General features: G+C 38.0%; 23 protein-coding genes. 11 read left to right on the top strand and 12 right to left on the bottom strand.

From position 1 onward, the window contains the following. The first annotated feature begins 27 nt into the window (after positions 1-27). The 8 genes from ABD676_RS17465 (at position 28) to ABD676_RS17430 (ending at position 11418) form a co-directional block, all read left to right on the top strand. Positions 28-1272 carry an MFS transporter gene (locus ABD676_RS17465; RefSeq protein ID WP_344675959.1) on the top strand — a complete coding sequence of 415 codons (1245 nt, stop codon included), beginning with the start codon at positions 28-30 and terminating at the stop codon, positions 1270-1272. 32 nt (positions 1273-1304) lie between these two features. After that, complete coding sequence (locus ABD676_RS17460) at positions 1305-2315, top strand: NAD(P)-dependent oxidoreductase (RefSeq protein WP_344675958.1); 1011 nt, start codon at positions 1305-1307, stop codon at positions 2313-2315. Between the two features lies 1 nt (position 2316). Continuing rightward, on the top strand, positions 2317-3765 hold the full coding sequence (locus tag ABD676_RS17455) for an FGGY-family carbohydrate kinase (RefSeq protein ID WP_344675957.1): 1449 nt from the start codon (positions 2317-2319) through the stop codon (positions 3763-3765). Next, complete coding sequence (locus tag ABD676_RS17450) at positions 3766-5202, top strand: FGGY-family carbohydrate kinase (RefSeq protein ID WP_344675956.1); 1437 nt, start codon at positions 3766-3768, stop codon at positions 5200-5202. It abuts the gene before it with no gap. Beyond that, a complete protein-coding gene (locus ABD676_RS17445) occupies positions 5199-5795 on the top strand; it encodes a histidine phosphatase family protein (protein WP_344675955.1) in 597 nt (198 codons plus the stop codon). The genes ABD676_RS17450 and ABD676_RS17445 overlap by 4 nt, the downstream gene beginning before the upstream one ends. A gap of 24 nt (positions 5796-5819) precedes the next feature. After that, a complete protein-coding gene (locus ABD676_RS17440) occupies positions 5820-6692 on the top strand; it encodes a glycerophosphodiester phosphodiesterase family protein (protein WP_344675954.1) in 873 nt (290 codons plus the stop codon). Positions 6693-7261: 569 nt separating this feature from the next. Then, a complete protein-coding gene (locus tag ABD676_RS17435; protein ID WP_344675953.1) occupies positions 7262-9853 on the top strand; it encodes a DUF3857 domain-containing protein in 2592 nt (863 codons plus the stop codon). Between the two features lie 446 nt (positions 9854-10299). Beyond that, on the top strand, positions 10300-11418 hold the full coding sequence (locus tag ABD676_RS17430) for a TlpA family protein disulfide reductase (RefSeq protein ID WP_344675952.1): 1119 nt from the start codon (positions 10300-10302) through the stop codon (positions 11416-11418). Between the two features lie 652 nt (positions 11419-12070). Here the strand turns inward: ABD676_RS17430 and rimK are convergent. From rimK to purN, 8 genes are all read right to left on the bottom strand, one after another. Then, a complete protein-coding gene (rimK, locus tag ABD676_RS17425; RefSeq protein WP_344675951.1) occupies positions 12071-13006 on the bottom strand; it encodes a 30S ribosomal protein S6--L-glutamate ligase in 936 nt (311 codons plus the stop codon). Between the two features lie 38 nt (positions 13007-13044). Then, positions 13045-13476 carry an ATP-dependent zinc protease family protein gene (locus ABD676_RS17420; RefSeq protein ID WP_344675950.1) on the bottom strand — a complete coding sequence of 144 codons (432 nt, stop codon included), beginning with the start codon at positions 13474-13476 and terminating at the stop codon, positions 13045-13047. A gap of 11 nt (positions 13477-13487) precedes the next feature. Continuing rightward, entirely contained in the window at positions 13488-14666 is a 1179-nt protein-coding gene (locus tag ABD676_RS17415; RefSeq protein ID WP_344675949.1) for an AIR synthase related protein, read from the bottom strand. Between the two features lie 46 nt (positions 14667-14712). Further along, entirely contained in the window at positions 14713-15456 is a 744-nt protein-coding gene (locus tag ABD676_RS17410) for a helix-turn-helix transcriptional regulator (RefSeq protein WP_344675948.1), read from the bottom strand. A gap of 87 nt (positions 15457-15543) precedes the next feature. Further along, positions 15544-16032 (bottom strand): DNA-deoxyinosine glycosylase, encoded by a 489-nt coding sequence (locus ABD676_RS17405; protein ID WP_344675947.1) that lies wholly within the window; start codon positions 16030-16032, stop codon positions 15544-15546. Positions 16033-16034: 2 nt separating this feature from the next. Continuing rightward, entirely contained in the window at positions 16035-16634 is a 600-nt protein-coding gene (locus ABD676_RS17400) for a hypothetical protein (RefSeq protein ID WP_344675946.1), read from the bottom strand. A gap of 453 nt (positions 16635-17087) precedes the next feature. Next, complete coding sequence (gene purH / locus ABD676_RS17395; protein ID WP_344675945.1) at positions 17088-18614, bottom strand: bifunctional phosphoribosylaminoimidazolecarboxamide formyltransferase/IMP cyclohydrolase; 1527 nt, start codon at positions 18612-18614, stop codon at positions 17088-17090. Between the two features lie 162 nt (positions 18615-18776). Further along, positions 18777-19352 (bottom strand): phosphoribosylglycinamide formyltransferase, encoded by a 576-nt coding sequence (gene purN, locus ABD676_RS17390; protein WP_344675944.1) that lies wholly within the window; start codon positions 19350-19352, stop codon positions 18777-18779. A gap of 203 nt (positions 19353-19555) precedes the next feature. On the opposite strand from purN, the gene ABD676_RS17385 reads away from it, so the two are divergent. The 3 genes from ABD676_RS17385 (at position 19556) to ABD676_RS17375 (ending at position 21346) form a co-directional block, all read left to right on the top strand. Continuing rightward, the gene (locus ABD676_RS17385; RefSeq protein ID WP_344675943.1) at positions 19556-20053 is read left to right on the top strand and encodes a TlpA family protein disulfide reductase; all 498 of its coding nucleotides are present in this window, start codon (positions 19556-19558) and stop codon (positions 20051-20053) included. A gap of 414 nt (positions 20054-20467) precedes the next feature. Further along, entirely contained in the window at positions 20468-20896 is a 429-nt protein-coding gene (locus ABD676_RS17380; protein ID WP_344675942.1) for a helix-turn-helix transcriptional regulator, read from the top strand. A gap of 75 nt (positions 20897-20971) precedes the next feature. Beyond that, positions 20972-21346, top strand: a complete 375-nt coding sequence (locus ABD676_RS17375) for a RidA family protein (protein ID WP_344675941.1) — start codon at positions 20972-20974, stop codon at positions 21344-21346. 211 nt (positions 21347-21557) lie between these two features. On the opposite strand, the gene ABD676_RS17370 is transcribed toward ABD676_RS17375, so the two are convergent. From ABD676_RS17370 to ABD676_RS17355, 4 genes are read right to left on the bottom strand one after another with little or no spacing between them, the layout of a single operon-like run. After that, positions 21558-23006, bottom strand: coding sequence for a serine hydrolase (locus tag ABD676_RS17370; RefSeq protein ID WP_344675940.1), 1449 nt, complete (start codon positions 23004-23006; stop codon positions 21558-21560). Between the two features lie 20 nt (positions 23007-23026). Then, positions 23027-23773: a LytR/AlgR family response regulator transcription factor gene (locus ABD676_RS17365; protein WP_344675939.1), complete on the bottom strand. Its 747-nt coding sequence runs from the start codon at positions 23771-23773 to the stop codon at positions 23027-23029. Beyond that, a complete protein-coding gene (locus ABD676_RS17360) occupies positions 23770-24810 on the bottom strand; it encodes a sensor histidine kinase (RefSeq protein WP_344675938.1) in 1041 nt (346 codons plus the stop codon). The genes ABD676_RS17365 and ABD676_RS17360 overlap by 4 nt, the downstream gene beginning before the upstream one ends. A gap of 3 nt (positions 24811-24813) precedes the next feature. Beyond that, the gene (locus tag ABD676_RS17355; RefSeq protein ID WP_344675937.1) at positions 24814-25680 is read right to left on the bottom strand and encodes a LiaF transmembrane domain-containing protein; all 867 of its coding nucleotides are present in this window, start codon (positions 25678-25680) and stop codon (positions 24814-24816) included. Between the last annotated feature and the right edge of the window lie 3 nt (positions 25681-25683).

The raw sequence follows: 25683 nt of genomic DNA, 5'->3' as shown, positions 1-25683 counted from the left end.
ATATAATCTAAAACAAAATAAATCCATATGGCACAAGACAATTTATCCAACAAGCTTGGAATTCCAAGCAATCTGGCATGGGGATATCTCGGTATATTAATCTTCATGATGGGGGATGGTGTGGAGCAAGGTTGGTTAAGTCCTTACCTCATTGAACATGGAATGACTGTAGAACAGTCAGCAAGTTTATTCACCGTTTATGGGATTACAATTGCCATATCATCTTGGTTTTCGGGGGTATTAGCGGAAAGCTATGGTCCAAGGAAATCCATGGTTATGGGCTTGCTTTTATACATTATTGGAACCATAGGTTTTATTTCCATGGGAATGGCTAAGCTTGATTACAATGCCATGTTGCTATTCTATGCCATCCGAGGATTTGGATACCCACTATTTGCATATTCCTTTATGGTTTGGATTAACTACCGAACGCCGAATAATATGTTGGGACGAGCAGTAGGTTGGTTTTGGTTTGTCTTTACTGGCGGATTAAATGTTCTTGGTGCCTATTATTCCAGCTGGGCATTGGAACGTTACGGCTATGAGAACACTTTATGGAGTTCCATTTTATGGGTTTTAATCGGGGCATTCTTTGCTTTGGTATTGAACCGGGATAAATTCGAAACCAAGGCATCTAAGGAGTCCAAGGTGAAAGAATTAGTAAATGGGCTAACCATTGTCAACAAAGAACCAAAAGTATTAATTGGAGGCATAGTACGGGTAATTAATACAACCGCTCAATTTGCCTTTCCTGTTTTCCTTCCACTATACATGGCAGAACACGGATTTGATACCAAAGAATGGCTACAAATCTGGGGTACTATTTTCACCAGTAACATAGCATTTAATCTCATTTTCGGTTTTGTAGGCGATCGTTTAGGATGGCAAAATACCATTATGTGGTTTGGAGGCGTAGGCTGTGCCATCAGTACCGTATTGTTTTATTATTCGCCAATCTGGTTTGATGGAAGTTATTGGGCAGTGATGGCGGCAGGTATTGCATGGGGCGCCTTGTTAGCAGGTTATGTTCCATTATCGGCATTGGTACCATCGCTAGTAAAAGAGGATAAAGGAGCCGCTATGGCCATTTTAAACCTTGGAGCAGGATTACCAGTATTTGTTGGACCAGCCATAGTAGGTTTATTAATCGGTAGCATCGGATCAGAAGGTGTTATCTGGGTACTTGCAGGCTTATATATCATTTCTGCAATATTAACCAAGTTTATCAGTATCCCTAAACAAGTAGAGGAGCTACCTGTACTGGAGAATTAAATTTATTGAACACATAAAAGTAAAATTAGCATATGAAGGTTTTATTAACTGCACCTTATGAGAACGAGAAAGCCTTGCGTGAATTGGAGGGGCTATTTGATGAGGTAATCTATCGTTCATGGAAACCCCATGGCAGAGCATATAACCCAACCGAAATAAGTGCCTTGTTGAACGAGACTGGTGCAGAAGCATTAATATCGGAGCACGATGAAATAACGGAGGATGTTTTACGTCAGCATCCTGATTTAAAGTTTGTAGGCATTTGCCGTGGTACACCCTCAAACATCGATCTGGATGTAGCAACAGAATTGGGAATACCAGTTTTTAATACACCGGCAAGGAATGCCCAAGCCGTTGCTGAGATGTTTATTGCCAATGTGATCACCATCATGCGCAATACCTTGCCAGCAATGCAATGGTTGGAAGGCAAAAATTGGGGAGAAGGAGCACATACTTCCTACCTGCAGTTTAAGGGGAATGAACTAGCTGGTAAAAAGGTAGGCATGGTTGGATTTGGTGCTGTAGGGCAACATATTGCTCGAATGCTTCAAAATTTCCCTGCTGAAATCTACTATTTTGACCCCTACTATACCGATGAAAACAAAGACTATAAAAAAGTAAGCTTGGATGAACTGTTCAAGGAATGTGATGTTGTGGGAATACATCTGCCAGTTACTCCGGAGACAGAAAATCTAATCGACAAAAAATACCTCTCGCTTCTGAAGGAAGACGCCATATTTGTTAACACAGCAAGGGCAGTAGTTGTCAATAAAATGGACCTTTTAGAAATCATTGAAGAGGAGAAAATCCGTGGTGCGGTTCTTGATGTTTTTTACAATGAACCACCTGACGAGTTGGATTATAAGATGATTCTTAATAAAAGGGTTTTAGCTACGCCGCATATCGCTGGTGCTACCCATGAAGTAGAAGATCATCACGCATTTATCATGAATAACAACCTTCGAGAATTCTTCAAGAAGGGAAATATGACCATAAAGCAATTGGTCAATAAGCAAGTATTGGATAAAATTACGATAGGCTAATATGGCACACAAAGAAGGATATTTAATTGTTGATATCGGGACTGGTAATGCACGCGTGGCAACCGCAGGTATTGATGGGGCACTTTGGAGCATCAAGCGAGAAAATGTTCATTATGAAACAGACCATCAATATGAAGATTCCATCTATCTTAATCCGGATGAACTATGGCAACAAATCCTCAGACTTAGTAAAGCTGCATTGGCAGAAACGGGTGCTATTGATATTAAGGCAATTACTGCAACCAGTCAGCGCGAAGGAATTGTAATAGTCAATAAAGAAGGAAAAGCTTTGTTGGGAATGCCTAATATTGACCATCGTGGGCGAGCTTGGGAGAAAGATCTAATCGATAAAGATACGGTTTATAACCTTTCTGGGAGATACCCGACATCACTTTTTTCGGCTTTCAAATTAGTTGGAGTACGTGAAGTGTATCCTGAAATATACAATCAAATTGCTTACGTGATGAGTATTAGTGATTGGATTCAATACCAATTTTCCGGAAAGCCATGCTATGAACCTTCACAAGCATCAGAGACCTTGCTCTATGATGTGGAGAAGAAAGAATGGTCTGCTGAATTAGCAGAATTATTTCAGATATCCACAGATATATTACCTCCGGTCTATGATTCAGGCAGTATTTTAGGTCAAGTTAAGCCTGATGTTGCTAAGGAATTTGGTATCAGTACAGAGGCTGTCGTTGTCGTAGGAGGAGGGGATACGCAATTGGCCATTCGTAGTATGGATCCTTCGGCGAATGATGTGGTTATTGTTTCCGGTACGACAACTCCTATTATCAAGATAGTTTCTACCTATGAAAAGGATGAGGAACAACGCACTTGGACCAGCAGGCATATTGATGCTGATAATTATATCTTAGAAGCCAACGCTGGAGTAACCGGCTTAAACTACCAACGCTTAAAAGAGATTTTTTATCCCAATGAGGGTTATGAGGTGATTGAAAAGGAACTAGAAGATGCAACTTATTCGCAATGTGTTGCATCTTTAGGGTCTTTAATTGCAGATGAAGAAGAACCATTAACCAAAGGTGGCTTTATTTTCAATGCGCCAGTGTCGCATCAATTAACTCGTGGAAGTTTTGTTTTTGCGATTCTTTGGGATATTGCGTGCAGTATCTATGAAAATTATAAGTTCTTATGCGCCGTATCTCCCCATGCTGAATCCTATATATGGGCTTGTGGAGGAGGAGTGGAGAGTCGCAAGCTTCGTCAATTTATTGCCAACCTATTTGGGAAGAGTATCCGTATTCGCGATACATTCCGTCAAGCTTCGGTTTTAGGCGGTGTGTTCATCTGTAATGATGCATTAGGGATTGCGAATAAAACGCCGGAGTTACTGGATGAAGTTCATCCAAAGGATCATGAGGAGTTTGAGAAACTATACCAGGAATGGAAGAATGCCCGTAAAACATTTAAACAGGTTAGTCAATAAATGGATCAATATTTTATTGGATTAGATGTAGGGACGCAAGGTGCACGCGTAATTTTGGTGAACCAGAATGGTGAACTGATTGCCTCGGATGCACGCAAGTTTATGTTGGATGAGCACTTCCGCGAGGAGCAATCACCAGCAATCTGGTGGAAGGATTGCTATGAAATGCTAAGAAATTTATTCCAACAGCGAACAAACGATATTGATAAAAATCAAATTAGGGCAATTTCAGTTACTTCCACATCTGGAACAGTCATACCCCTTGATGCTAAAAATAAGCCGCTACACCCCGCTATTATGTATAGTGATGGTCGTTCCGCCGAACAAGGTAAGCGATGTCGTGAAGTAGCTTTAAAACATGTTAAAGATGGCTATACGGGGTTTAATGCATCAAGCGGTATTTCAAAGATACTCTGGTTTGTGGAGACCTATCCTGAAAATGCCAAGCATATCGCTAAGTGGATTCATGCCTCCGATTACCTAGTGGGCAAACTTTCCGGGAATTACCATGCCACAGATTATACGAATGTATTAAAGACTGGATATGATTTAACATATTTTCGATGGCCGAAATACTTATTTGAAGAATTAGGATTACAAGAATCCTGGATGCAGGAAGTAGTGCCTTCTGGTTCTGTTATCGGCAAGTTAAATAAAGAATTAGCTATCGAATGGGGGATTCCGCAAATTGATGTAGTTGTAGGAATGACCGATGGATGTGCTACACAAATGGCATCAGGAGCAGTTAAACCGGGCGATTGGAATACCACAATTGGAACAACCTTAGTCATCAAAGGAGTCACCAAAAAAAAATTAGTGGATCCATTAGGTCGCTTGTATTCGCATAGACATCCTCAAGGATATTGGATGCCGGGAGGAGCAAGTAATACCGGAGCCGATTGGATTTCCTTAGACTTTCCAACAGATTTAGATATGTTGAATAAAGCCGCAGAAGGCTTGATTCCAACTGGTTTGTTAGCCTGGCCATTGAAGCAAGAGGGTGAGCGATATCCGATAATGGCTCCTCTAGCGAGAGGATTTGCGCCAAGTGACTTATCGCAGGAAATGTTATATGCTGCAAATTTAGAAGGAGTTGCCTTTATAGAACGATTGGCTTATGAAATTATTGAGGAGCTGTCAGGAGAAAAAGTTGCAGCAATTTATTCCGCAGGTGGTGGTGCAAATTCAGCTATTTGGTTGAAAATCCGAGCCTCAGTGATGAATGTGCCTACCTACAAGTGTAAAGAAGCAAGTGGGGCTTTTGGTGCAGCTATTATGGCCGCCTCCAATACCTATTATTCTTCCCTTATGGACGCTGCAGCTGCAATGGCTAAGGTGGAAAAGGAAGTATTACCCGACCCGGAATTGCATGCTCAATATGAGATTCAATACCAACAATTCAAACTTAAACTAAAAGAACTAAATTATATTTCATGATCACAATCTGTCTATTGAGACATGGCGAAACCGCATACAATGCAGAAGGGAATAAATACTGTGGACGAACAGATATCCCATTAACAGAAAGGGGAATAGCACAGGCAAATCGAATGCAAGAACTGTTGAAAGATTTTCAATTTGATGCAGTGTTCAGTTCCCCACTCCAACGTGCAAAAACAACTGCAGAAATTGCCTCAGGAAGAAGTGAAGATGTAAAAGTGGATGATCGACTTATAGAGGTGAATTTTGGAGAATGGGAAGGAAAGACTTCCGATGAATTTATTGCAGATGATCCGAATTCTTGGTTCAATTGGCTTTCTGATCCAAGCGCATTTCGCGCAGGAAATATCGGTGAAACTGGACAGCAAGTATTAAATCGGCTGAATAATTTCTATGATGAGTTAATGGATAAATACGATGGAAAAACGGTCTTAGTAGTTGGACATAATGGTGTAAACCGCTTGTTTATGTCAAGCCAATTGGGGATGCCATTAAAAAATTACCGAAAGATTGTTCAGGAGAACTCTGCACTGACTTTGATAACATTAGATAAACATAAAGGTTTTAATTTATTAAAACTGAATGCTTAATTTCGACCATCAACTTAAACACTTATGAATAAATCAATCCGTATTGCTGCATTATGTTTTTTCCTGTTGCCATTTGCCAGTCAGGCGCAGAAATTACAGACCTTGAATTTTCCTACGGTTGAATCCATGTATCAATATTTTCAATATGCTCCAGGAAAAAAGGTGATTTCAGGTCATCGTGGAACGATAGAGAATGGCATGCCCGAGAACTCTATTCCTGCTATGAAATCTGTACTAAAGCATACGGTTGCCATATTTGAAATCGATCCCCGATTAAGTAAAGATAGTATCCCCGTTATGGTTCATGATGCTACGCTTGACCGTACTACAACTGGAAAAGGTAAAGTGATTGATTACACCTACAAGGAGTTGAAGAAACTGCGGTTAAAGGATCATCATGGTCAGCCGACAAAATATAAGATCAATACCCTGGATGAAATGATCAAATGGGCTAAGGGAAAGACCATCTTAAACTTAGATAAGAAAGATCTCCCAATGGAAATGACCGCAGAGATTATCCGTAAGCATGATGCTTATGCTTGGGTATGGGTAACTGTTCACAATGTAGAACAAGCAAAATTCTATTTGGATAAAAACCCAAAGCAGTATCTTTCCATGCATATCAAAACCCAAAAGGACTTAGAAGCATTTAAAGCATCTGGACTTCCATACAACCGAATGATTGTTTACATCGGTCCTGAAATCAAAGAGACCAATCAAGCCATGTATAATTTCTTTAAAGAGAAAGGCGTATTGTGTATGATTTCCTCCGCTCCAACGTACGATAAGTTAGCCAGCAAAGAAGAACGAGCAGCTAAATATCGTGCTGTATTTGCCGATGGTGCTACTGTATTGGAGTCAGATTTGCCAATTGAAGTGAGTCAGGCTGTGAAGTAGCGGGAGACCGGTTTTTTATAGTATTTAGTATTTAGTACAGAGTATTTAGACCTATTGGCGGATTAGATTTTATGGAGCTTTATAGACGGTCGAAGCATGCTTCGACCGATTTTAAGAAATAACACCACTTCCAACTCAGAGCGAAGCGAGGAGTCTCAATTCTCACCTCCAGAACACGTCATCATGCATCGAAGGTGCATGATCTTCAACCTATGTAGCCAAACAATCTAAGCAATCTATATAGTCAAAATATTTACGAGGTAAGGTAGTTCGTTATTAAAGAAATCGGGTGGACATGCCGTTCGTTTTCAACGAGAATAATTCCCCTTCCCTCAAGCTTACTCAGTAGCGCCTACCTTAGGTGCTACCTTGACTTTCGCTATTATGTGCTTTATATCCGCCTAGCGCAGGTAATACTTAGTGCTGCGGTGAGAAAGTGAGGCGTTTATATTATGATCAAAATATTTCTCTTTACTTCAAAATATTTGATAATAACATTCTTTTTTAATTTTTATTCTACCTCTTTCATCCCAATTTATTTAATAACTTTAAGGACCGGTTATACTTTTATGAGATTAAAGATACTTTTAGCGATAAGTCTATTTTTTGTAGGGTTATCAGTTCTATTTGCCCAAACAACACCTAGGATTACAAGGTCTGAAACACCAGCATGGCTTTATAAGTCAACCGTACAGCCCAAAAAAGTTGATCTAGATGATATCAATGATGGCTATTACATTGATTTATATGAAAATCAAACTCATTTAGGTCTTCAGACAGCATATTATAAAACTATTCGCGTAATTACGGAAGAGTCTGGTACTGAAAATGCTGGTCAGATTTATGTTGTTTATGATCCTAGTATACAGAAACTTCAATTTCATGAGTTAAAAATTATCCGTAATGGGCAGGAACTAGACCGTCTTGACTTGAATAAATTTAAGCTTCTAGCAACAGAGCGCAACTTGAGTAACTTCATTTATGATGGGACCTACTCAGCCCATTATGTGGTAGATGATCTGCGTAAAGGTGATAAATTGGTATTTTCCTATTCCCTGATTGGTTTTAATCCTGTTTTTGAAGGAAAATTTAGTGGCAATTATTATTTGAATGGAGGAGAGCCTTACGGGAAAGTTTTGCTTAACTACATCGTTCCTAATGGTCGTATACTGAATATTAAGAGACACGGTTCTACTCCAGTGGAAAAGCGAATGGAGAAGGATGGTTTAACTTACCTATTCTGGGATTATACGCCAGAATTCAATACGGAGTATGAGGATTATTTACCTGCCTGGTATTCTACAGAAGATTGGATTCAAGTTTCTGAATTCTCCACATGGCTTGAAGTGAACAAATGGGCGAGAAGACTCAGTCCAGTTGTTTATTTGAAGCCAGAATCTGAATTAGCGAAATTTGTAGATAAGCTTTGGGACAAAGCTGAAGGCAATAAAGAGCGATTTATTGGCTATTGTTTAGACTTTGTTCAAGATGAAGTTCGTTATACCGGTTTCGAAATGGGGGAAAATTCTCACCGTCCGCATCATCCTGAGAAAATATTTGCCCAACGATTTGGAGATTGTAAAGACAAATCCTATCTCTTGTCAACCATGTTAAACCACCAAGCAATTCCTAATTCCTTGGTGCTGGCAAACACCTATACTGATCCCTTTCTTGGGAAATTTCAAGCCAATCCATTGGCATTTAATCATATGGTCATAGCGGTGCATATTGATGGAGAGTTTAAGTTTTTAGATCCTACCATAAGTTACCAAGGAAATACAGTAAAAAACCGATATTTCCCTAAATATGGCAAAGTATTACCTATCCAAGGTGAAGGTTCTTTGGTGGCTGTTGAAGAAGCTAGTGTAAGTGAAATTATTATCGAGGATTTTATTACTGTTTTGGATAATAAAAAAGCGCAGTTGAAAGTAATAACCACCTATTTCGGAGCTGAGGCAGATGTGATTCGTGCCTCTTTTAAACAAACTGCCAAGAATCAACTCCAAAAAAATTATGAGGAATTTTATAATAAGATTTACAAATCTGTAGAACGAATAGATGATATCAAGTTTGAAGATAATCGTGAAGAAAATATTTTCAAAGTCTATGAATTCTATACATTAAAGGATTTCATGTTTTCTGATGAATTAAATCAGAAATTTATTCCTGCCTATAGTTCAGAAATAATCAATAGGGTTCCTGAAATTAATAATAACCGTTTATCCCCAATTCAATTGAACTACCCGTTGCGGATAGATCATATCATAAAAATAACGAATAAAGACAATCGGCCAATTGGAAGTTTTACGGAAAACGATGTTTTTAAAGGTGAATCTTATTCCATGACCCATAATGCGATCAGTTATGGTGATACCTTGATGGTGAATAATATTTTAGAGTATTATCAGGATCATGTTCCCGTCAATGAAGTTCAAAAGTTTATCAAGGACCGTCAAGCTGCAGTTGATCTATTTATGAACGGCTACTCTGTAAATAAAGATGGATATTTGACTATTGTAAATATTTCTGCATTATTTTCTTATAATGGCATGGCACTTTTATTTCAATTTTTATTAATTGCTGCCTGTGTTTGGTATATCGTAAATGTTTATAATAAAAGAAAACCGACCAGTATAGTTAAAATTCAGGAAGAAGAAAGTTATAATGGCCTAGGAGGTTGGCTTATTCTGGTTCTAATCGGAATGTTTTTCAATATTATTCTATATTTAATATTGTGCTTTTCTCCAACAGGAATAGCTGGTAAAATTCTCTGGGATCAACTGTCAGTACAGAGTGGTTTAAAGTTTGGCATCGGCTTCTTGTTCCGCTTTATTTCTTTATCATTAGCAGCAATTATCCTGGTTTTTTGTGTTTACACTACGATTTTGATGTTAAAAAGAAGAAATATATTTCCACAAACATTTATTTTTCTTCGAATTGCTATGGCAGTTCAATATTTAATATCAATTTCAGCCGGTTTTATTTTAGGCTATCGTAGCGAAAATATTATTGTAGCAATTGGAATATTGGTCTTTTCTTTAATTGGTTCAGCAATATGGGTTAGTTATATGCTATATTCCAATCGTGTGAAAGGAACTTTTACTGTACCATACAAAAAAGAACAAGATATAATTATTGATGAACGTAAGTTAACAGAGTAGATAGATCGCATTTTTATAGTATTTAGTAGGGAGTATTTAGTATATAGACCTATTGGCGGGATTATAGACGGTCGACGCATGCTTCGACCCTACGGTTAGGATTATTAGTATAAATTATTTCACGATTGTTTGTAGAGGCGATACAAGCTTCGACCTCTTTTAAGAAACATAACCACTTCCAACTCAGAGCGAAGCGAAGAGTCTTAGCCCTTCGGGGCAGTATTTAGTACAGAGTATATAGACCTATTGGCGGATTAGATTTTATAGATCTTTAAAGACGGTCAAAGCACCATACTTTCTCCGACTTCTATAAAAACCAATGTTTCTTTTTTTTAAGCATATAGTTCTTAAATATTGTTAAATGTGATGAACGAGATAATTAGTAATATTCATTTTTTTAAATTTAGATAATTAACTAATTGACAAATTAATATATCTCATTTGTGATGTTTAGAACCTTATTGTTTTTAATTGCACTATTATTCAGCAGTTCTATATTATATGCGCAGAAAGCCTTTAGTATCATTGGTACCATTAGTCCTGAAGTTGATTTAAATGGTAAGACGGTTCATATTAGCTTTGTGAACTATAGTTCTCAACCAGAACCTAAAGAAGATAGTGTATTAATTCAGAATAATAGCTTCCGATTTGAAGGGGAGATGAAAATGCAAGGAGTGCTGACCAATCTTTTTATTAAAGGTAAGGATTGGAAAGATTTTGATCAATTCTTATTAATGCCAGGTGAGAATGAGTTAATTATTCATCCAGCACGCTACAATTCTATGAATGGAAATAAAATGGGTGTTTTCTCCAATATAGAGCCTAAGAATCCTGATGCTTTTATTTATGCCCGAAGTTCGCGAATTTTCCAAATCTTTCCCCAAGAAGTTGAATGGACCAAGAAACAATTATTAAAGGAAGGAAAGGCAGAAAAGGATATTAATAATCAGTCTTTATGGCAACCCATTTATAAAATTGTTAGTATGCATCAATTGCCCATTGTTGAACAGTTCCCCGACCGCTATGTAGCATTATACTTCCTAAAGTATTTCGCCTTTTCAAGTTTAGAGAAAGATCCAGAAAAACTTGAACGCTTATTTAAGAAGCTATCACCTGAGTTGCGTGATAGCCCAGAAGGGATAGAATTAGGAGCAAAAATTGAAGCGGTTAAGCGTATTGCAAAAAAGGATAAACCTTATGATTTCACTATGGCTGATACATCTGGGAGAATGGTAAAATTATCAGATTTCAGAGGTAAAAAAGTACTATTGGAATTTTGGGCGTCCTGGTGTGGACCTTGCATCGCTAATCTTCCTTTTTTAAGAAAATATGCAGAAGCAAATCCAAATATCCAAATACTCGCCATTTCCTTAGATAGTAATAAAGAAGATTGGTTAAAAGGAATTAAGGTCCACAACTTCAATTTTGCCATCCATATTTCTGAACTTAAAAGATTTGATGGAGAGGTTTCAAACCTGATGTTCAACATCAATTATATCCCAAGGGCTATTCTTATCGATGAAAATGGTTTTATCGAAAATGCAAATTTAAAAGTTAGGGAGTAGGAGACCGATTTTTTATAGTATTTAGTATTTAGTACGGAGTATTTAGACCTATTGGCGGGATTATAGACGGTCGAAGCATGCTTCGACCCTACGGTTAGGATTATTAGTATAAATTATTTCACGATTGTTTGTAGGGGCGATGCATGCATCGCCCGTTAATAAATAATATCTAAAAACCTTTTATCTGATGTCTTAAAAAAAACGGGCGGACATTCCGTTCGTTATCGTCGGGAATAAATCCCCTTCCCTCAAACTCACTCAGTCCGCCCCTACCTAACGTGCTATCTAGATGGCTCGATAATAAGCGTTTTATAGCAGCCAAAGGTAGGGGCAGTACTTAGCGCAGCAGAATGTCTGCCCGATATAAAAAGTAGTATTTAGTAGTTAGTACAGAGTATTTAGACCTATTTGCGGATTAGATATTATGGATATTTAAAGACGGTCGAAGCATGCTTTGACCCTAAGGTTAGGAGTATTAGTATAAATTATTTCACGATTGTTAGTACGGGCGATGCATGCATCGCCTGCACAACCTTAATTTTTCACAACTTAACAGGTCTGTTGTCTACCATCTGTTGTCTCCCATCTATCTCCCATCACGGGTCTAAATACTATATACTAAATACTAACTACTATAAAAAAAAGCAAGTCATTACAACTTGCTTTCTTTTTTAATTTTTCTTTTTATGGTCGTTGGCTTTGCGAGTTGCTTAGCCTCATATTGTCTTTCGAGGTATTTGATAATCTCACCGGCTATATCCTTACCTGTTGCATTTTCTATACCTTCAAGGCCAGGGGATGAGTTAACTTCTAGAATCAATGGTCCGCGGGTTGAAGGCAACATATCCACACCTGCTACGGTCAATCCCATTGCTTTAACCGCGGCGATGGCAGTTTCACGTTCCTTACGGGTCAAGGTAACTACCTCGGCAGTTCCACCACGGTGAAGGTTCGAGCGAAACTCGCCTTCTTTGGCAGTACGTTTCATGGCACCAACCACTTTACCGTCCACTACGAAAGCTCGGATATCAGAGCCTTTTGCTTCTTTGATGTACTCTTGAATCAAAATGTTATTTCCAAGGCCGTAGAAAGCCTCAATAACCGATGATGCAGCCTTTTTCGTCTCGGCAAGCACCACGCCAATTCCTTGCGTACCTTCCAATAATTTAATTACCAATGGAGCACCACCAACCATACTGATCAAGTCATCAACATTGGATGCCGTACGGGCAAAGCCTGTTACCGGCAAACCTAGTCCTGCACCAGAAAGAATCTGCAAACAACGCAGTTTGTCTCTCGAGCGGGTGATTGCTTGACTTTGATTGGCAGAGATAACACCCATAACCTCAAATTGACGTACGATTGCCGAACCATAGAAGGTTACGGAATTACCGATACGAGGGATGATGGCGTCAATGCCTGGAATTTCTTGACCTTTATAGTGCATAGTCGGTTGATCCTGACGGATACCAACATAACATTTGCTATGGTCGATGACTTCGCATTCATGGCCTCTGCTGATCGCAGCTTCCACTAGGCGACGGGTTGAATATAACGACTTATTTGTCGATAGAACGGCTATTTTCACGTTGCTTGTTGTGTTTACAGATGATAAACTTCTATATATTATATCATATTGGATGCCAAGTTTTTCTTGGATACATCCACTAAGAATTTTCCTGTAATAAAATTACGCCCTAATAACATGGGGTAGGACATGGCTGAACGGTCGCGAAATGACAATTTAATGTCGTATAGCTCGTTAAACATGCGAACCTTGGTCAAGAAGATGTAACGGATTTCAGACTGCCCAAAGGAGCTCTTCACTGTCCGCTCCCGATGTACCGGAAAGGTCAGTTTCAAAACCTGCTCACTCTCTAGGTTCGGACGGATATGCCCAATGATGTACAGGTGACCCTTGCGCTTGACCACTTCCATTTGTTCACAGTGTAAAACAGAAGTCTCTGCTCCCGTATCCGTTTTTGCCTCAATATTATAGAGACCTAACTCGGGTAAGTCAATGATTTCGGTTCGTCCAATGATCTTCTTGCCCTTCACGCACTAAGAATTTACTCGTAAATGAATTCTCCGTAAGGGGAGCGAATCGTTACTTGTTTCTTTTCTGAAGCTTCCACACGACCGATTAGTTGTGCTGGAATCCCAAATGAATTTGAAATAGCAATCAAATCTTCCGCTATTTCCTGTGGAACGTATAATTCCATACGGTGCCCCATATTGAAAACCTTATACATTTCCTTCCAATCCGTATTGGATTCTTTTTGGATTAGTTCAAATAAGGCTGGAATTGGAAAAAGGTTGTCTTTAATCACATGCACCTGATCTACAAAATGTAAAACCTTGGTTTGTGCACCACCGGAACAATGAACCATTCCATGGATCTGTGAACGATATTTGTCTAATATCTGCTTGATAACCGGAGCATAAGTACGCGTAGGTGATAACACCAATTTACCCGCAGTTACTTCTTCTCCATTTTCCACTTTTACTTTATCTGTTAGGGTTTTTCCACCTGCAAATACCAAATCATAAGGTACTGCCGGGTCAAAACTCTCTGGGTATTTTTCTGCAATGTATTTGCTGAATACGTCATGACGTGCTGAAGTCAATCCATTGGATCCCATTCCTCCGTTGTATGCTGTTTCATAGCTGGCTTGTCCATAAGATGCAAGACCAACAATAACATCACCAGCTTGGATGCGGTGATTAGAAATTACATCCTCACGTTTCATGCGGCAAGTTACGGTACTATCAACAATGATCGTACGCACGATATCACCCACATCGGCAGTTTCACCACCAGTGGAGTAGATACCAATACCCATTTCACGTAGCTCGGCCAAGATTTCCTCTGTACCGTTGATGATTTCAGCAATCACTTCACCTGGAATCAAGTTCTTGTTTCTACCGATCGTAGAAGAAAGTAAGATGTTGTCAATAGCCCCAACGCACAGTAAGTCATCCAAATTCATGATAATAGCATCCTGCGCTATTCCTTTCCAAACACTGGCATCACCAGTTTCTTTCCAGTACACATAGGCTAAAGATGATTTTGTTCCTGCACCATCAGCATGCATAATATTGCACCATGCCTCATCAGCACCTAATATATCAGGGATAATCTTACAAAAGGCTTGTGGATATAAACCTTTATCAATGTTTTTAATCGCATTGTGCACATCCTCTTTTCCAGCGGATACACCACGTTGGTTGTATTTTAAATCTGACATCTTGCTTGCAAAAATAAACAAACCAACCGATTAAATCGAATGTTTTTCAATCCATCCCCAAACGTAAACCGTTAGGGTCTAGTTGTGAAAGATCGATATCCATCATATCGGCATCAGCCTCCGCAAAGGAATAGGTGTCTCCTAAGCTGATTAATTCGCTTATTCTGTTGATTTCAAGTTTTTTATAAATGGATTTGCAATGTGTTTGAACGGTGGCAGCAGAAATAAACAGGCGCTCTGCAATTTCATTTTTATTTAGGCCTTCAATCAGCAGTTTAGCGATTTCTTTTTCCCTTGTTGTCAATTGAAGGATCATTCCAGCTTTGCTCGTGCTTTCTGCCCCTTTACCCTCTATGGCAATTGTAATGGCGAATAATGGTTTACCCTTTTCAGAACGGATGATGGTCTTGCTTGATCCCCAAACTAATTTAAATTGCTTGCTATGATGCAGCAGTTTGTATTCCAAGTTCAGGTAATTGGGTTTGTCTTTGCGAAAAAAGGTAAGGGAATTTAATAAAGTGTGGTAAGTGCTGGTATGAATGGTTTGAAGATAGTAGAAATAATCCATGCCGGTTAACCAATTTTTTTCAAAACCATAGAAATGCTTCATGGCATCGTTTATACCGATAGGTCGGTAATACTGCACATCATGCAAGGTAATCAAGTACTTCGATTGATTTATTTGGTCAAGAAAATCTGGACTATATAGTTTGTCGGGATGCAATAGTTCTGCATCTGACAATTGTTGAACCAGTTCTTCCAGCGCTGATTCCAATTCCTGGAATTTCATAATAATTAGTTTTCAATTTGATTTGTGCTGTGAATTTACAATAATCCTAAATAAAACAACAAATATTAATCATAAAACTAGTTAAACTTAATCATTTGTTAATATTTCACACCAATGTTCCATCAGACGGTTCAGGTTATAACTGGCATTTGCAGGGCTTGTGCTGGGCATGCAATAATAGCTTATCCCATCCATTCTCTTCAAATGCTTATCATAAAGTTTCATTGCTTTTTGACCATTAAAGACTATTTTCTTGAGCTTGGGGTAACTGCTTAATAGCTCATGAATGGCATTTGCTTCCACCTCTTGTATAGCGGTATCCATGCTTCCCTCACGGTAGGCGCTTTTACAAACATCCCATAAGGCTATTCGGTTATCTTGAAGAAGTTGAACACGCTCTGAATAAGAATCTGATAGCTCCCGATTAAACAAGTTAGCCATCAGCTTCCAAAAGCGATTTTGTGGATGTGCATAATAAGCCTGTTTAGCAATCGATAAATCGCCGGGCAAAGAACCTAAAATCAAGATTTCAGCTTCTTCGTTTATGATGACGGGAAAGGAATTTTTAAAAGCCATAGCTAAGGAAGTGCATCTACGTCTTTATAACCATTATCCTTGATTTTCAAGAATTTCTTAAACATCTCTTGATGCACCTTTGCTCGGTCTGCTGTACCCGCAAGATCTGCTTCCTGTTCTTTGGTGCCAATAAATTTAAAAAACACATTGTCAAAATAGTAGAATCGATTTTCCCATCCTTTTTTCGTTTTGGAATTATCAAATTCTGGAGAATACATGTGGGCATTATATTGATAGACATCTTCAAAAACAAAGGATAATTCATTATTCAACAAATAATAGTCTACATGGGTATAACCTGATTCCCCATAATGGGAAGCGCGCATTTTCTCTAATACATTATTCTTAAAATAATAATTTACCTGTCCACCTTCGGTAGATTCATGTATTTGAGCAGAGTCAATCTTATCCCAGTTCTGAATTGCATGAATTCGTTCATAATTTGCTTTGACTAAGGATAAACTGTCTTTGGCAATAGTATTGGAGTCATTTTCTACGAATTTTGAGCTATCCGTATTTCCAGAAGTGTCGGTTTTTGTTGGAGATTGACAAGCTAAAACAAGCAGGGAAAATGCAACAATCAAATAGCTATATACTTTCATCTTTTACTTTCTTATATGTTCTTATACAACAGTTAGAATCAAAAATGGTTCCATTGGAGTATAATTGACCCCATCAAAGACCCTAATATCGACTTATTTTCTAAGGTATTGCTTGTAAATTTCTTCCATTTTGCTTCGAGACTCTTAGGGAATTTCTTAGGATCTGATACGGATCTTGTTCGGATCTCGTTCGCTTCTAACCGAACGAGATCCGAAGGAGATCCGAACAAGTTCCGAAGGAGATCCGTAAGAGTAGCGAATAAAACCTCTGTAAGAGACAGTTAGACAACAGACAAAAGACAACAGAAATTGAGTGATGAAGAATGCAAAAACAGGATGTTGAATATCCCTATTTAGGTAATGAAATTATGTGTAGATGAAGGTGCTGGATATCCAGTAAAACAAACAAAGCTTCCTGATGTAGGAAGCTTTGCCTTATGATAATCGTATGGATTAGTGTTTGAAATGGCGTACACCAGTTGTTACCATGGCAACACCTTTTTCATTGGCCATATCGATGGATAATTGATCTTTGATAGAACCACCTGGTTGAAGTACAGCTGCTACACCAGCATCACCTGCGATTTCAACACAGTCTGGGAATGGGAAGAAGGCATCAGATGCCATAGCGCTTCCTTTCACATCAAATCCAAAAGCATTTGCTTTTTCAATAGCTTGTTTAAGTGCATCAACGCGGGAAGTTTGTCCTACACCTGAAGCAATTAAGGTATTGTCTTTGGCAAAAACGATGGTATTGGATTTCGTATGTTTTACAATTTTATTAGCGAAGTATAAATCCTGCAATTGAGCTTCGTTTGGTTTTACTTCTGTCACCGCTGTCATTTGCTCTGGACCTTCAACTGTACCATCCTTATCCTGCATAATCACACCGTTCAATAATGTTTTGAACTGTTGTGAAGGTAATTTTACCTCTTTACGACGTAGGATAATGCGGTTTTTCTTTGCTGTAAGTACTTCTAATGCTTCAGCGCTGTATGAAGGAGCAATTAAAACCTCAAAGAACAAGTTGTTGATTTCTGTTGCTGTTTCTAGATCTACTTCGCGGTTGGTGATTAATACCCCTCCAAAAGCAGAAACTGGATCACACGCTAATGCTGCTAACCAAGCATCTTTTACATTTGGACGTGAAGCAACACCACATGCGTTGGTGTGTTTAAGAATAGCAAAGGTTGGTTCAGTGAACTCATCGATAATAGCAACTGCTGCATCAACATCCACTAAATTATTATAGGATAATTCTTTTCCATTTAATTTATCAAACATGGCATCTAAGTTTCCGAAGAATACTCCATTTTGATGTGGGTTTTCACCGTAACGTAATACTTGCGCATCTTGTTCAGATTGTTTGAATACGTTTAACGGCTCCTCTTGATTGAAGTAATTAAAGATGGCGGTGTCGTAGTGCGAAGACGTGTTAAATGCACGCTTTGCAAAAGACTTACGTTGCTTTAATGAAGTAGCACCATTCTGAGCTGCTAAGATTTCTTCTAATTCGGTATAGTCGTTTTTAGAAGAGATAATCACAACATCATTGAAGTTCTTTGCAGCGGCACGAATTAGGGAAATTCCACCGATGTCAATTTTTTCAATAATATCTTGTTCCGAAGCACCTGAAGCAACAGTTTCTTCAAACGGATAAAGATCAACAATGACCAAGTCAATCTCTGGGATGTTATACGTTTCTAATTGAGCTTTATCATCAGCTAACGGACGACGAGAAAGAATTCCGCCGAAAACATTTGGGTGCAAAGTTTTTACACGTCCACCTAAAATGGAAGGATAACCGGTAAGGTCTTCAACACGCTCTACAGGGATATCCAAGTCTCTAATAAAGGCTTCGGTTCCGCCTGTGGAGTAAAATGTTACTCCGTATTTGTTAAGTAACTGAATTAGTGGTGCAAGGTTGTCTTTATAATAAACAGATACCAATGCATTTTTAATCTTTACAGGATGATTCATTGTGTATTATTTGGAGCCGCAAAGGTAATTATTTTTTTTGGGATTGATGAGGTTGGATTTTTTTGAGATTGCTGCGCTGTTACATAGGATTGAGACCGCTTCGCTGTTAGAAGCAGTCTCTCTCTCACATCTAACAGCGAAGCGGTCTATAGACAATTATTCCTAGTTATACTTCTTCAATAAGTTTTCGATGACTTTTGGGTAATGTTGGTGTTCTAATTGTTGACCGTTGAATTTAAGGATTTCAAGGGTATCACCTGGCTCAATACGGAATTTTGCTTGATAGATAATTTCACCTTCATCAAAGTTTTCATTCACAAAGTGAATTGTTATTCCATGTTCCTCTTCGCCAGCTGCTAAAACTGCTTTGTGAACACGGTCACCGTACATTCCTTTTCCGCCGAATTTTGGTAATAGGGCAGGGTGGATATTGATAATCTTGTTAGGGAATGCTTTAAGTAGGTTTTCAGGTACTAACCATAGGAATCCTGCAAGCACGACAATATCAATCTCTAAGCGTTTTAAAAGGTCTACAACTTCATCGGTTTGGTAGAAGCTGTGTTTGTCAAAAACATGCGTAGGGATCTCAAAGTTATCGGCACGTTGAAGCACATAGGCCTCCGGGTTATTACTTAAGACAAGGGCCACTTCGGCATTGTCTGCATATTTAAAGTGCTCCATTATTTTTTGAGCATTTGATCCGGATCCTGAAGCAAAAATTGCAATACGCTTTTTCACAGTGAATTGATAATAGTAATGTTTAACCTGATAAATACCAAATATAACGGTTTTTTTGGAAAGGATGGATAAGTATAGGATATTTCGGGCTTTTTAGGTCATAATTTCACTCCTATAAATTTGTATTACACTTCTCTATGGAATATTTACTATCTTAATTACTTTTAGAATACCTTTAAAAACCAAGTTTTAATTATAATTAAATGAAACATCTTAAGTTGCTTTGTCTTTTTATTTTGTTAGCTATTACGACCGTTCAAGCGCAAGTGCCGGATAGTATTCCTGCATTCAAGAAATTTTTAACTTATGATAAAGGACAACGTGTTACTCGAGATTCATTGAATATGGACAACAAACAGGTTTTTGTATTATTTGATCCTGGCTGTGGACCATGTCAAGCATTTGGTTCTGCATTAGGAGATAAGCTAAAGGAATTGGATCCAAAGGTTGATTACTATTTTATTTCTATGGAATCCACGCAATTAATTGATGGCTATATCAATATGTTTGCGCCGAAGCTGAAAGGGCATCCTCAAGTCCACTTTTTAAGAGACCCTGAAGGGGAATTTATTCTGTTGTTCAATCCTAAAAATTTTCCATCCAGCTACATCTACGACCGTAAAAGCGGCAAATTGCTCCTGTATGATGAGTCGGAAGATAAGCTGATAAAAATGTTGCCATACTTGAAAAGAGATAAATAGATGTAGCTAAATCTTTACTTAATAGGGTTTAAATTCTCTTATTATTAAATATTTCTATTATTGTAAATAAAATATAAGTAACTTTATCTTACGAAAAGGCGAGTAGGATAAGTCTAAAAATGACTAAAAGGTATGGATAGAGGCATAAAAAGCCTCGAAATGATTGACCTCGTCAGGAGTATATGGCTTTACAGAAGTAAGGATTAATGATACGACAGCCATACTAATAAATCAGTTTTAGCGGTTTATTCTTTTCATATACAGTCTACCTAAGACAAAACTTACCCACCTATGAAAAGACACATTCCCACTCTGGACAGTTGAGAACAGAACTGTTCGAAGAAGCCTATTGATTATTTATGAATGAATTAGATTGATGACGATTAATCTGGTTCGCTTAGCTTATGCTTTAAGATGATTAATGTATACAAAGAATTGGTTTACCATGATGCGCGCACTTTCGCAGAGATTGAGGCGTTAATTTTGTCGATAACCGATAGTGACGAGAAATTGGTTTCACACAACAGAGTCCCTGCTTGGGTTGGAAAAGCAAAAATTCATTTACTTGCAAATTGGAATAAACACGTGAGTTTGGATGATTTGGCAGAAGTTTGTGGTGTCCACAAAGTAACAATTTCAAAATATTTCTCGAAATATTTAGGAAGTACAGTCCGAATGTATCAACGAAAAATCCGAATAATTCGAGCGATAGAACTGATAAAATTAGAGAAATATTCGCTCACAGAGGTCGCTTTCCTATGTGGCTTTGCTGATCAAAGTCATTTTACTCGCTTCTTCCGACAGACTGTAGGATGCCTTCCTAAACAGTTGCCTAAGGCGTAACGCTAATATCGTTCTATTTTAAAATTTAAGCATGGGTTTATTTTGTATAGGACAGATGAAAATTAATTATAAAACATGAAAATACTTCAAGGTAGTCGATTGCCTAAACCTAATGGACACTGTAGTACAGCTATAGTTTCCAATCGCCTCTTGTTTATCTCCGGGCAACTCCCCATAGCTGCAGATGGAAGACACTATGATCAAGCAGATTTTGAACAGCAGTTTACCGTGGTATTTCAGAATTTAGAAAATATCTTGTTAGCCTCTTCAAGCTCCCTTCAAAAGGTTGTCAAGGTTACAGCATATCTTTCGGATGTGAAATACTGGAATCAATTTAATGCATTATTTGCTGATTTTATCGGTAAACACAAACCCGTGAGAACCGTGGTTGCCGTTCCTGAGTTGCATCTGGGTTATAAATTGGAGGTGGATGTGATAGCAGAGGTCTAAGAATTTCCTAGCACACAGTTAAAACCCATATATACTGAATAGGGATATAATAGCCATAGCATTACAAAAACTACAGGTATTAATCTACTAATCAGTTGTGCTCGTTTAGGATAATTTTTTGAATCATATTTGATTTAGAATATTGAACTAAATGAGAAAGGGGATCGTTTTATGCGATCCCCTTTTATGTTTATGTCCATTTTTCTCTATTTTAAGGTGTGGTTAAAACCTTTTCCAATAATACTGTACCGGTCTCCGTAACATCTTTTGCTGAATTGGATAAAATAATCACTACTGCTTTTTCATCTGGTACAAATCCTAAAAAAGAACTTGATCCTGCCGTACCTCCATTATGGAAGTAGTAATTTACACCTTCCAACATATTAATATGCCAAGCTAGACCTATGTCTGAATTGGGTGGCACAAAGAAAGTGAACTGCTTTGTCAGATTCATGGCTTTCTGAATATCGGTTTCAGGATAGGTTAATTGGGCAATAGTATAACGAAGCATATCATTTAATGAAGATTTCAAAGCACCTGCACCCGCCATTGACTGAAAGTTCCAAAAAGAGACCTTGTTTCCTGCATCATCATGAGGAGGAGCGAAATTCTTGATCTTTGGATCAATCTTGTCTACCGTAGTGGTCATCTCCAACGGTGTCAAGATAGATTCTTTGACCATAGTCATGTAAGGTTTTTTCGCTATAATGGAGAGTAATTCACCTAATAGTCCAAATCCCAGATTACTATACTCATACTTACTTTCGGTTTCTTCCTTAGTTTGGTGATTTTTCAAGTATCCGAATAATAATTTACGATCATAAGCTGCATAAGGGTCATTTTCGGAGAACTTAGTAGCAGCTTTCCAATTCTCAGCTAACCTGGGTAAACCAGAGGTGTGGTTAGCTAAAGATCTAAAGGTTATCTTTTGAATCGCTGGATTCTGTGCTACAGAATCAGGCAGATATTTTGCAATACTATCTTCTAATTTTACTTGTCCTTTATTCACCATTTCAGCTAATAAGGAAGCTGTAAAAGTTTTGCTGATAGAACCTATTTCAAATAAGGTGTTGGCATCAGGAAGGGTGTTGTTTCCCTTGTCCGTCTCACCGTAAAAGAACGTGTTGATTTTGTTTTTATGGATAATGGCTACTGCCAATGCTTGGGCACTTCCTTGTTTGGCATAATTACGAGCAACGGAATCCACAAAATTATCCAATGGGTTTTTAGGTGCTACATTGGCAATGATTTCTTTTTTACTGGTATCTACAGCGGCCTCCTTTGGTGCAGAATAAGGCTGAAAGGCCAAGGTATGATATTGCATATTGGAATCAATTCCTAAAACAATGGAAAGTGTTTCCTTTTCAAATTCTGTTTTATATTTAGCAATTCCTTTGTTAAAGTCGTATTGTGTGGCGTTTTTTACTTTTCCTAAGCTAAATAGTTGGATTAAAATGCCTGATAATTGCTCTTTGGTAATTTGTTGTTTGAAAACTGGAGCCGCTAATTCGTAAATAGAATCGGGTTGTTCCGCATTAATAAAATACTCAATTCGATTAAATACAGCTCGATTATTGCGTTCGTCTACTGACTGCGCAAAGAGTTGTTGCAAGCTGAATAAAAATAGTATGCTGAGTATGTTTTGTATTTTGAAATTCATGCCCAAAAATACAAAACAAATTATAAACCGATAATTTGTTTTAGTCTTGCATATCCAGATTTGCTGATATTGACTTTTCCTCCACTTAGTAGGGTTGCGATATAGCTGTCTTTTTCCATTGGCTCGATTTTCTGCAATTGATCGACTTTGACAATGAAGGATCGATGTACACGAACATATTGCTTGGGATCCAATTGTTTCTCAAAAGAACTCATGGTTTTATTCTTTAAGAACATGCCTTCATTAGTGTGTATTTTCACATAATCATCATAAGCTTCCAGGTAATTGATCTGCTGCACAGGGATAATTTTTATTTGTGTTCCATTTTTAACTACCACGCGCTCCAAGGCATTGGATTCTTCTTCCATGGATTCCTGCAGCTTTTCAGTATCAATCTTAGGGGGTACTTGTGCTTGGAAGGAAGCTTTAAATTTATCGATAGCTTTTTGGAAGCGGTCTGGACGAATCGGTTTTAATAGATAATCAATAGCGTTTTTTTCGAATGCTTTTAGGGCATACTCATCAAATGCGGTAGTAAATATGATATGGGGTTGTTGATCGAGAAGTTCCAACATTTCGAATCCAGTAAGCTTCGGCATCTGAATATCTAGAAATACCAAGTCGGGTTGATGCTGTTGAATTGCTTTTACGCCTTCAAAGCCATCGTTACACTCCGCTAATACTTGAAATTCAGGGTGCTGTTGTAGGTATTCCAACACCATGCTTCGGGCTAATGGTTCGTCGTCTATTAAGATCGTCTTTATCATAGTTGTGGTATTCTTAATGTGGAAATGAAGATGTTTCCATCCGTTTCCGTTTGTAATAAATCGGTGCGCCCATATAGTAAGTATAAGCGACGTTGTATGCTGGATAAACCAAAGCCAGTTCCTTTCTTCTGTTCATATTGGTCTGCCTCGAAAGGATTGCTGATGCGGATGGTTAACAATTGATTTTCTAAATTTAGGGAAATTTTGATAATAACCTCTTCGGTTACATTGTATAGTCCAAATTTAATGGCATTCTCTACTAAGGGTTGAAGGATCATAACTGGGATTTTAGCTCCCAGGACTTCTTCATCATAGTCAAATTCTGTAGATAAACGGTGACCAAATCTTACCTTTTCAATGTCAAGGTATAAACTGAGGTGAGCAACTTCCTCTTCTACAGAAGTGAATTGGGTGTCATCTTTGCGCATGGTACCTCTAAGGAAATCAGAAAGCTGGAAAGTCATGTTTCTGGCTTCCGTAGGCTTACTTCCAATGAGTGCAATGATGGAATTTAAACTGTTGAATAAGAAATGCGGTTGTAGCTGCTGTCTTAGATTATACAACTCAGCCTCACGCACCATTTTCTCTGATTCTTCTTTTCTTTTTTTATTACTGAACAACTCTTCCTGAATATTCCAAAAGACATTGATGGTCATCACGCAGGTGATGATGAGGAAGTTGATGACAAAACGAAATGGTAAACTAAAGTTCAGGTAAATTAAATTGTCATCATTAATAAATTGAACGATCAAAAAACGGGTAATAGTAACGGATATAACCGCAAAAATGGCAGCTAAGCCAAATAATTTCCAATAATTACGATTATTTGGAATATAGTATTGTAGGGAGCTAAAGATCAAATAGGAAATTCCGGTCATGCACATAGCGCTGATAATGGCGTCATAGATAGCAATGTCACGTGCTATTTTAGACCACCATAGGAGGCCATACATAATCAATAGGTATAAAGCACAAATAATCCATGAGGTGGCATGGATGATCGATTGCTTGGAATGTTCGCTAATTGATTTTGCCATGTTTTAGCTGTTCTTTATTGTCAATCCGCCAAAGATTGAAGTACCTGTGATGTAGATTTTCTTGTTTTCATCCGTTGTGATTTCAAATGACGGTCTGCGGTCATCGACTTCTCCAAAGATGGAAGACACATTGGATGAAACTCTCCAGTTCATAGGCACAATGATTTTTGTGCTGCCAAATAATTGAAAAGTATCAATTACCACTGGTTGTTTCAAATCTGCTTGTAGGAAATTCAAGTTTGTACTTCCAAAGATGCTGGTGATATTTCCACCAAGGAAGTTTTTGCTAAGAATAACCTTTTTGGTATCACTAAAGAAGTTGTCCACTTTGAGGTAATTCTCAAAATCCGGCATATAATTTTTATACAGGTTCTTATGCTCAGCAGGGTTTGCTTGAGCATAAGAATCGTTTTTTGCATCTGTACTTACGGGCTGATTAGGGTCAGTATTGAATGGGCTGTCTACACGTTTATCCCAGTCAAATTCATCATCACGTGGAGGGGTAGGAGGTAATTGTGGTCTTGTTTTGTTACGATTCAACAAATACATACCTAAAATAATAGCTCCTGCAGGGATTAAGAATTTACCAATGTGTAAGTCCAATTCATTTTTCAGGAAAAAGATACTACCAATTGCAATTAATACAATAGAAGATTTCTTTTCGAACTTGGAGTTGACACCGATTACTAGACCGATAATGATAAGGATAGTTTCCCAACCAAATAACCAGCTAGGGATGATGTTTCCCATATTTAATTGTTTCATCAGTAAGGCAAAGCCTAAAAAGATGATAATAAAGCCAACAATGGTGGAAGTGTTGTTGTTTTTAGGAGGTCTTCCATCCTTTGGGTCCATGTTTTGATTGTTCATTGT

The sequence above is a fragment of the Sphingobacterium kyonggiense genome, from assembly GCF_039536825.1.
Classification (GTDB): Bacteria; Bacteroidota; Bacteroidia; order Sphingobacteriales; family Sphingobacteriaceae; genus Sphingobacterium; species Sphingobacterium kyonggiense.
The sequence above is the reverse complement of the archived record's forward strand: the minus strand, read 5'-3'. Positions and strand labels throughout refer to the sequence as shown.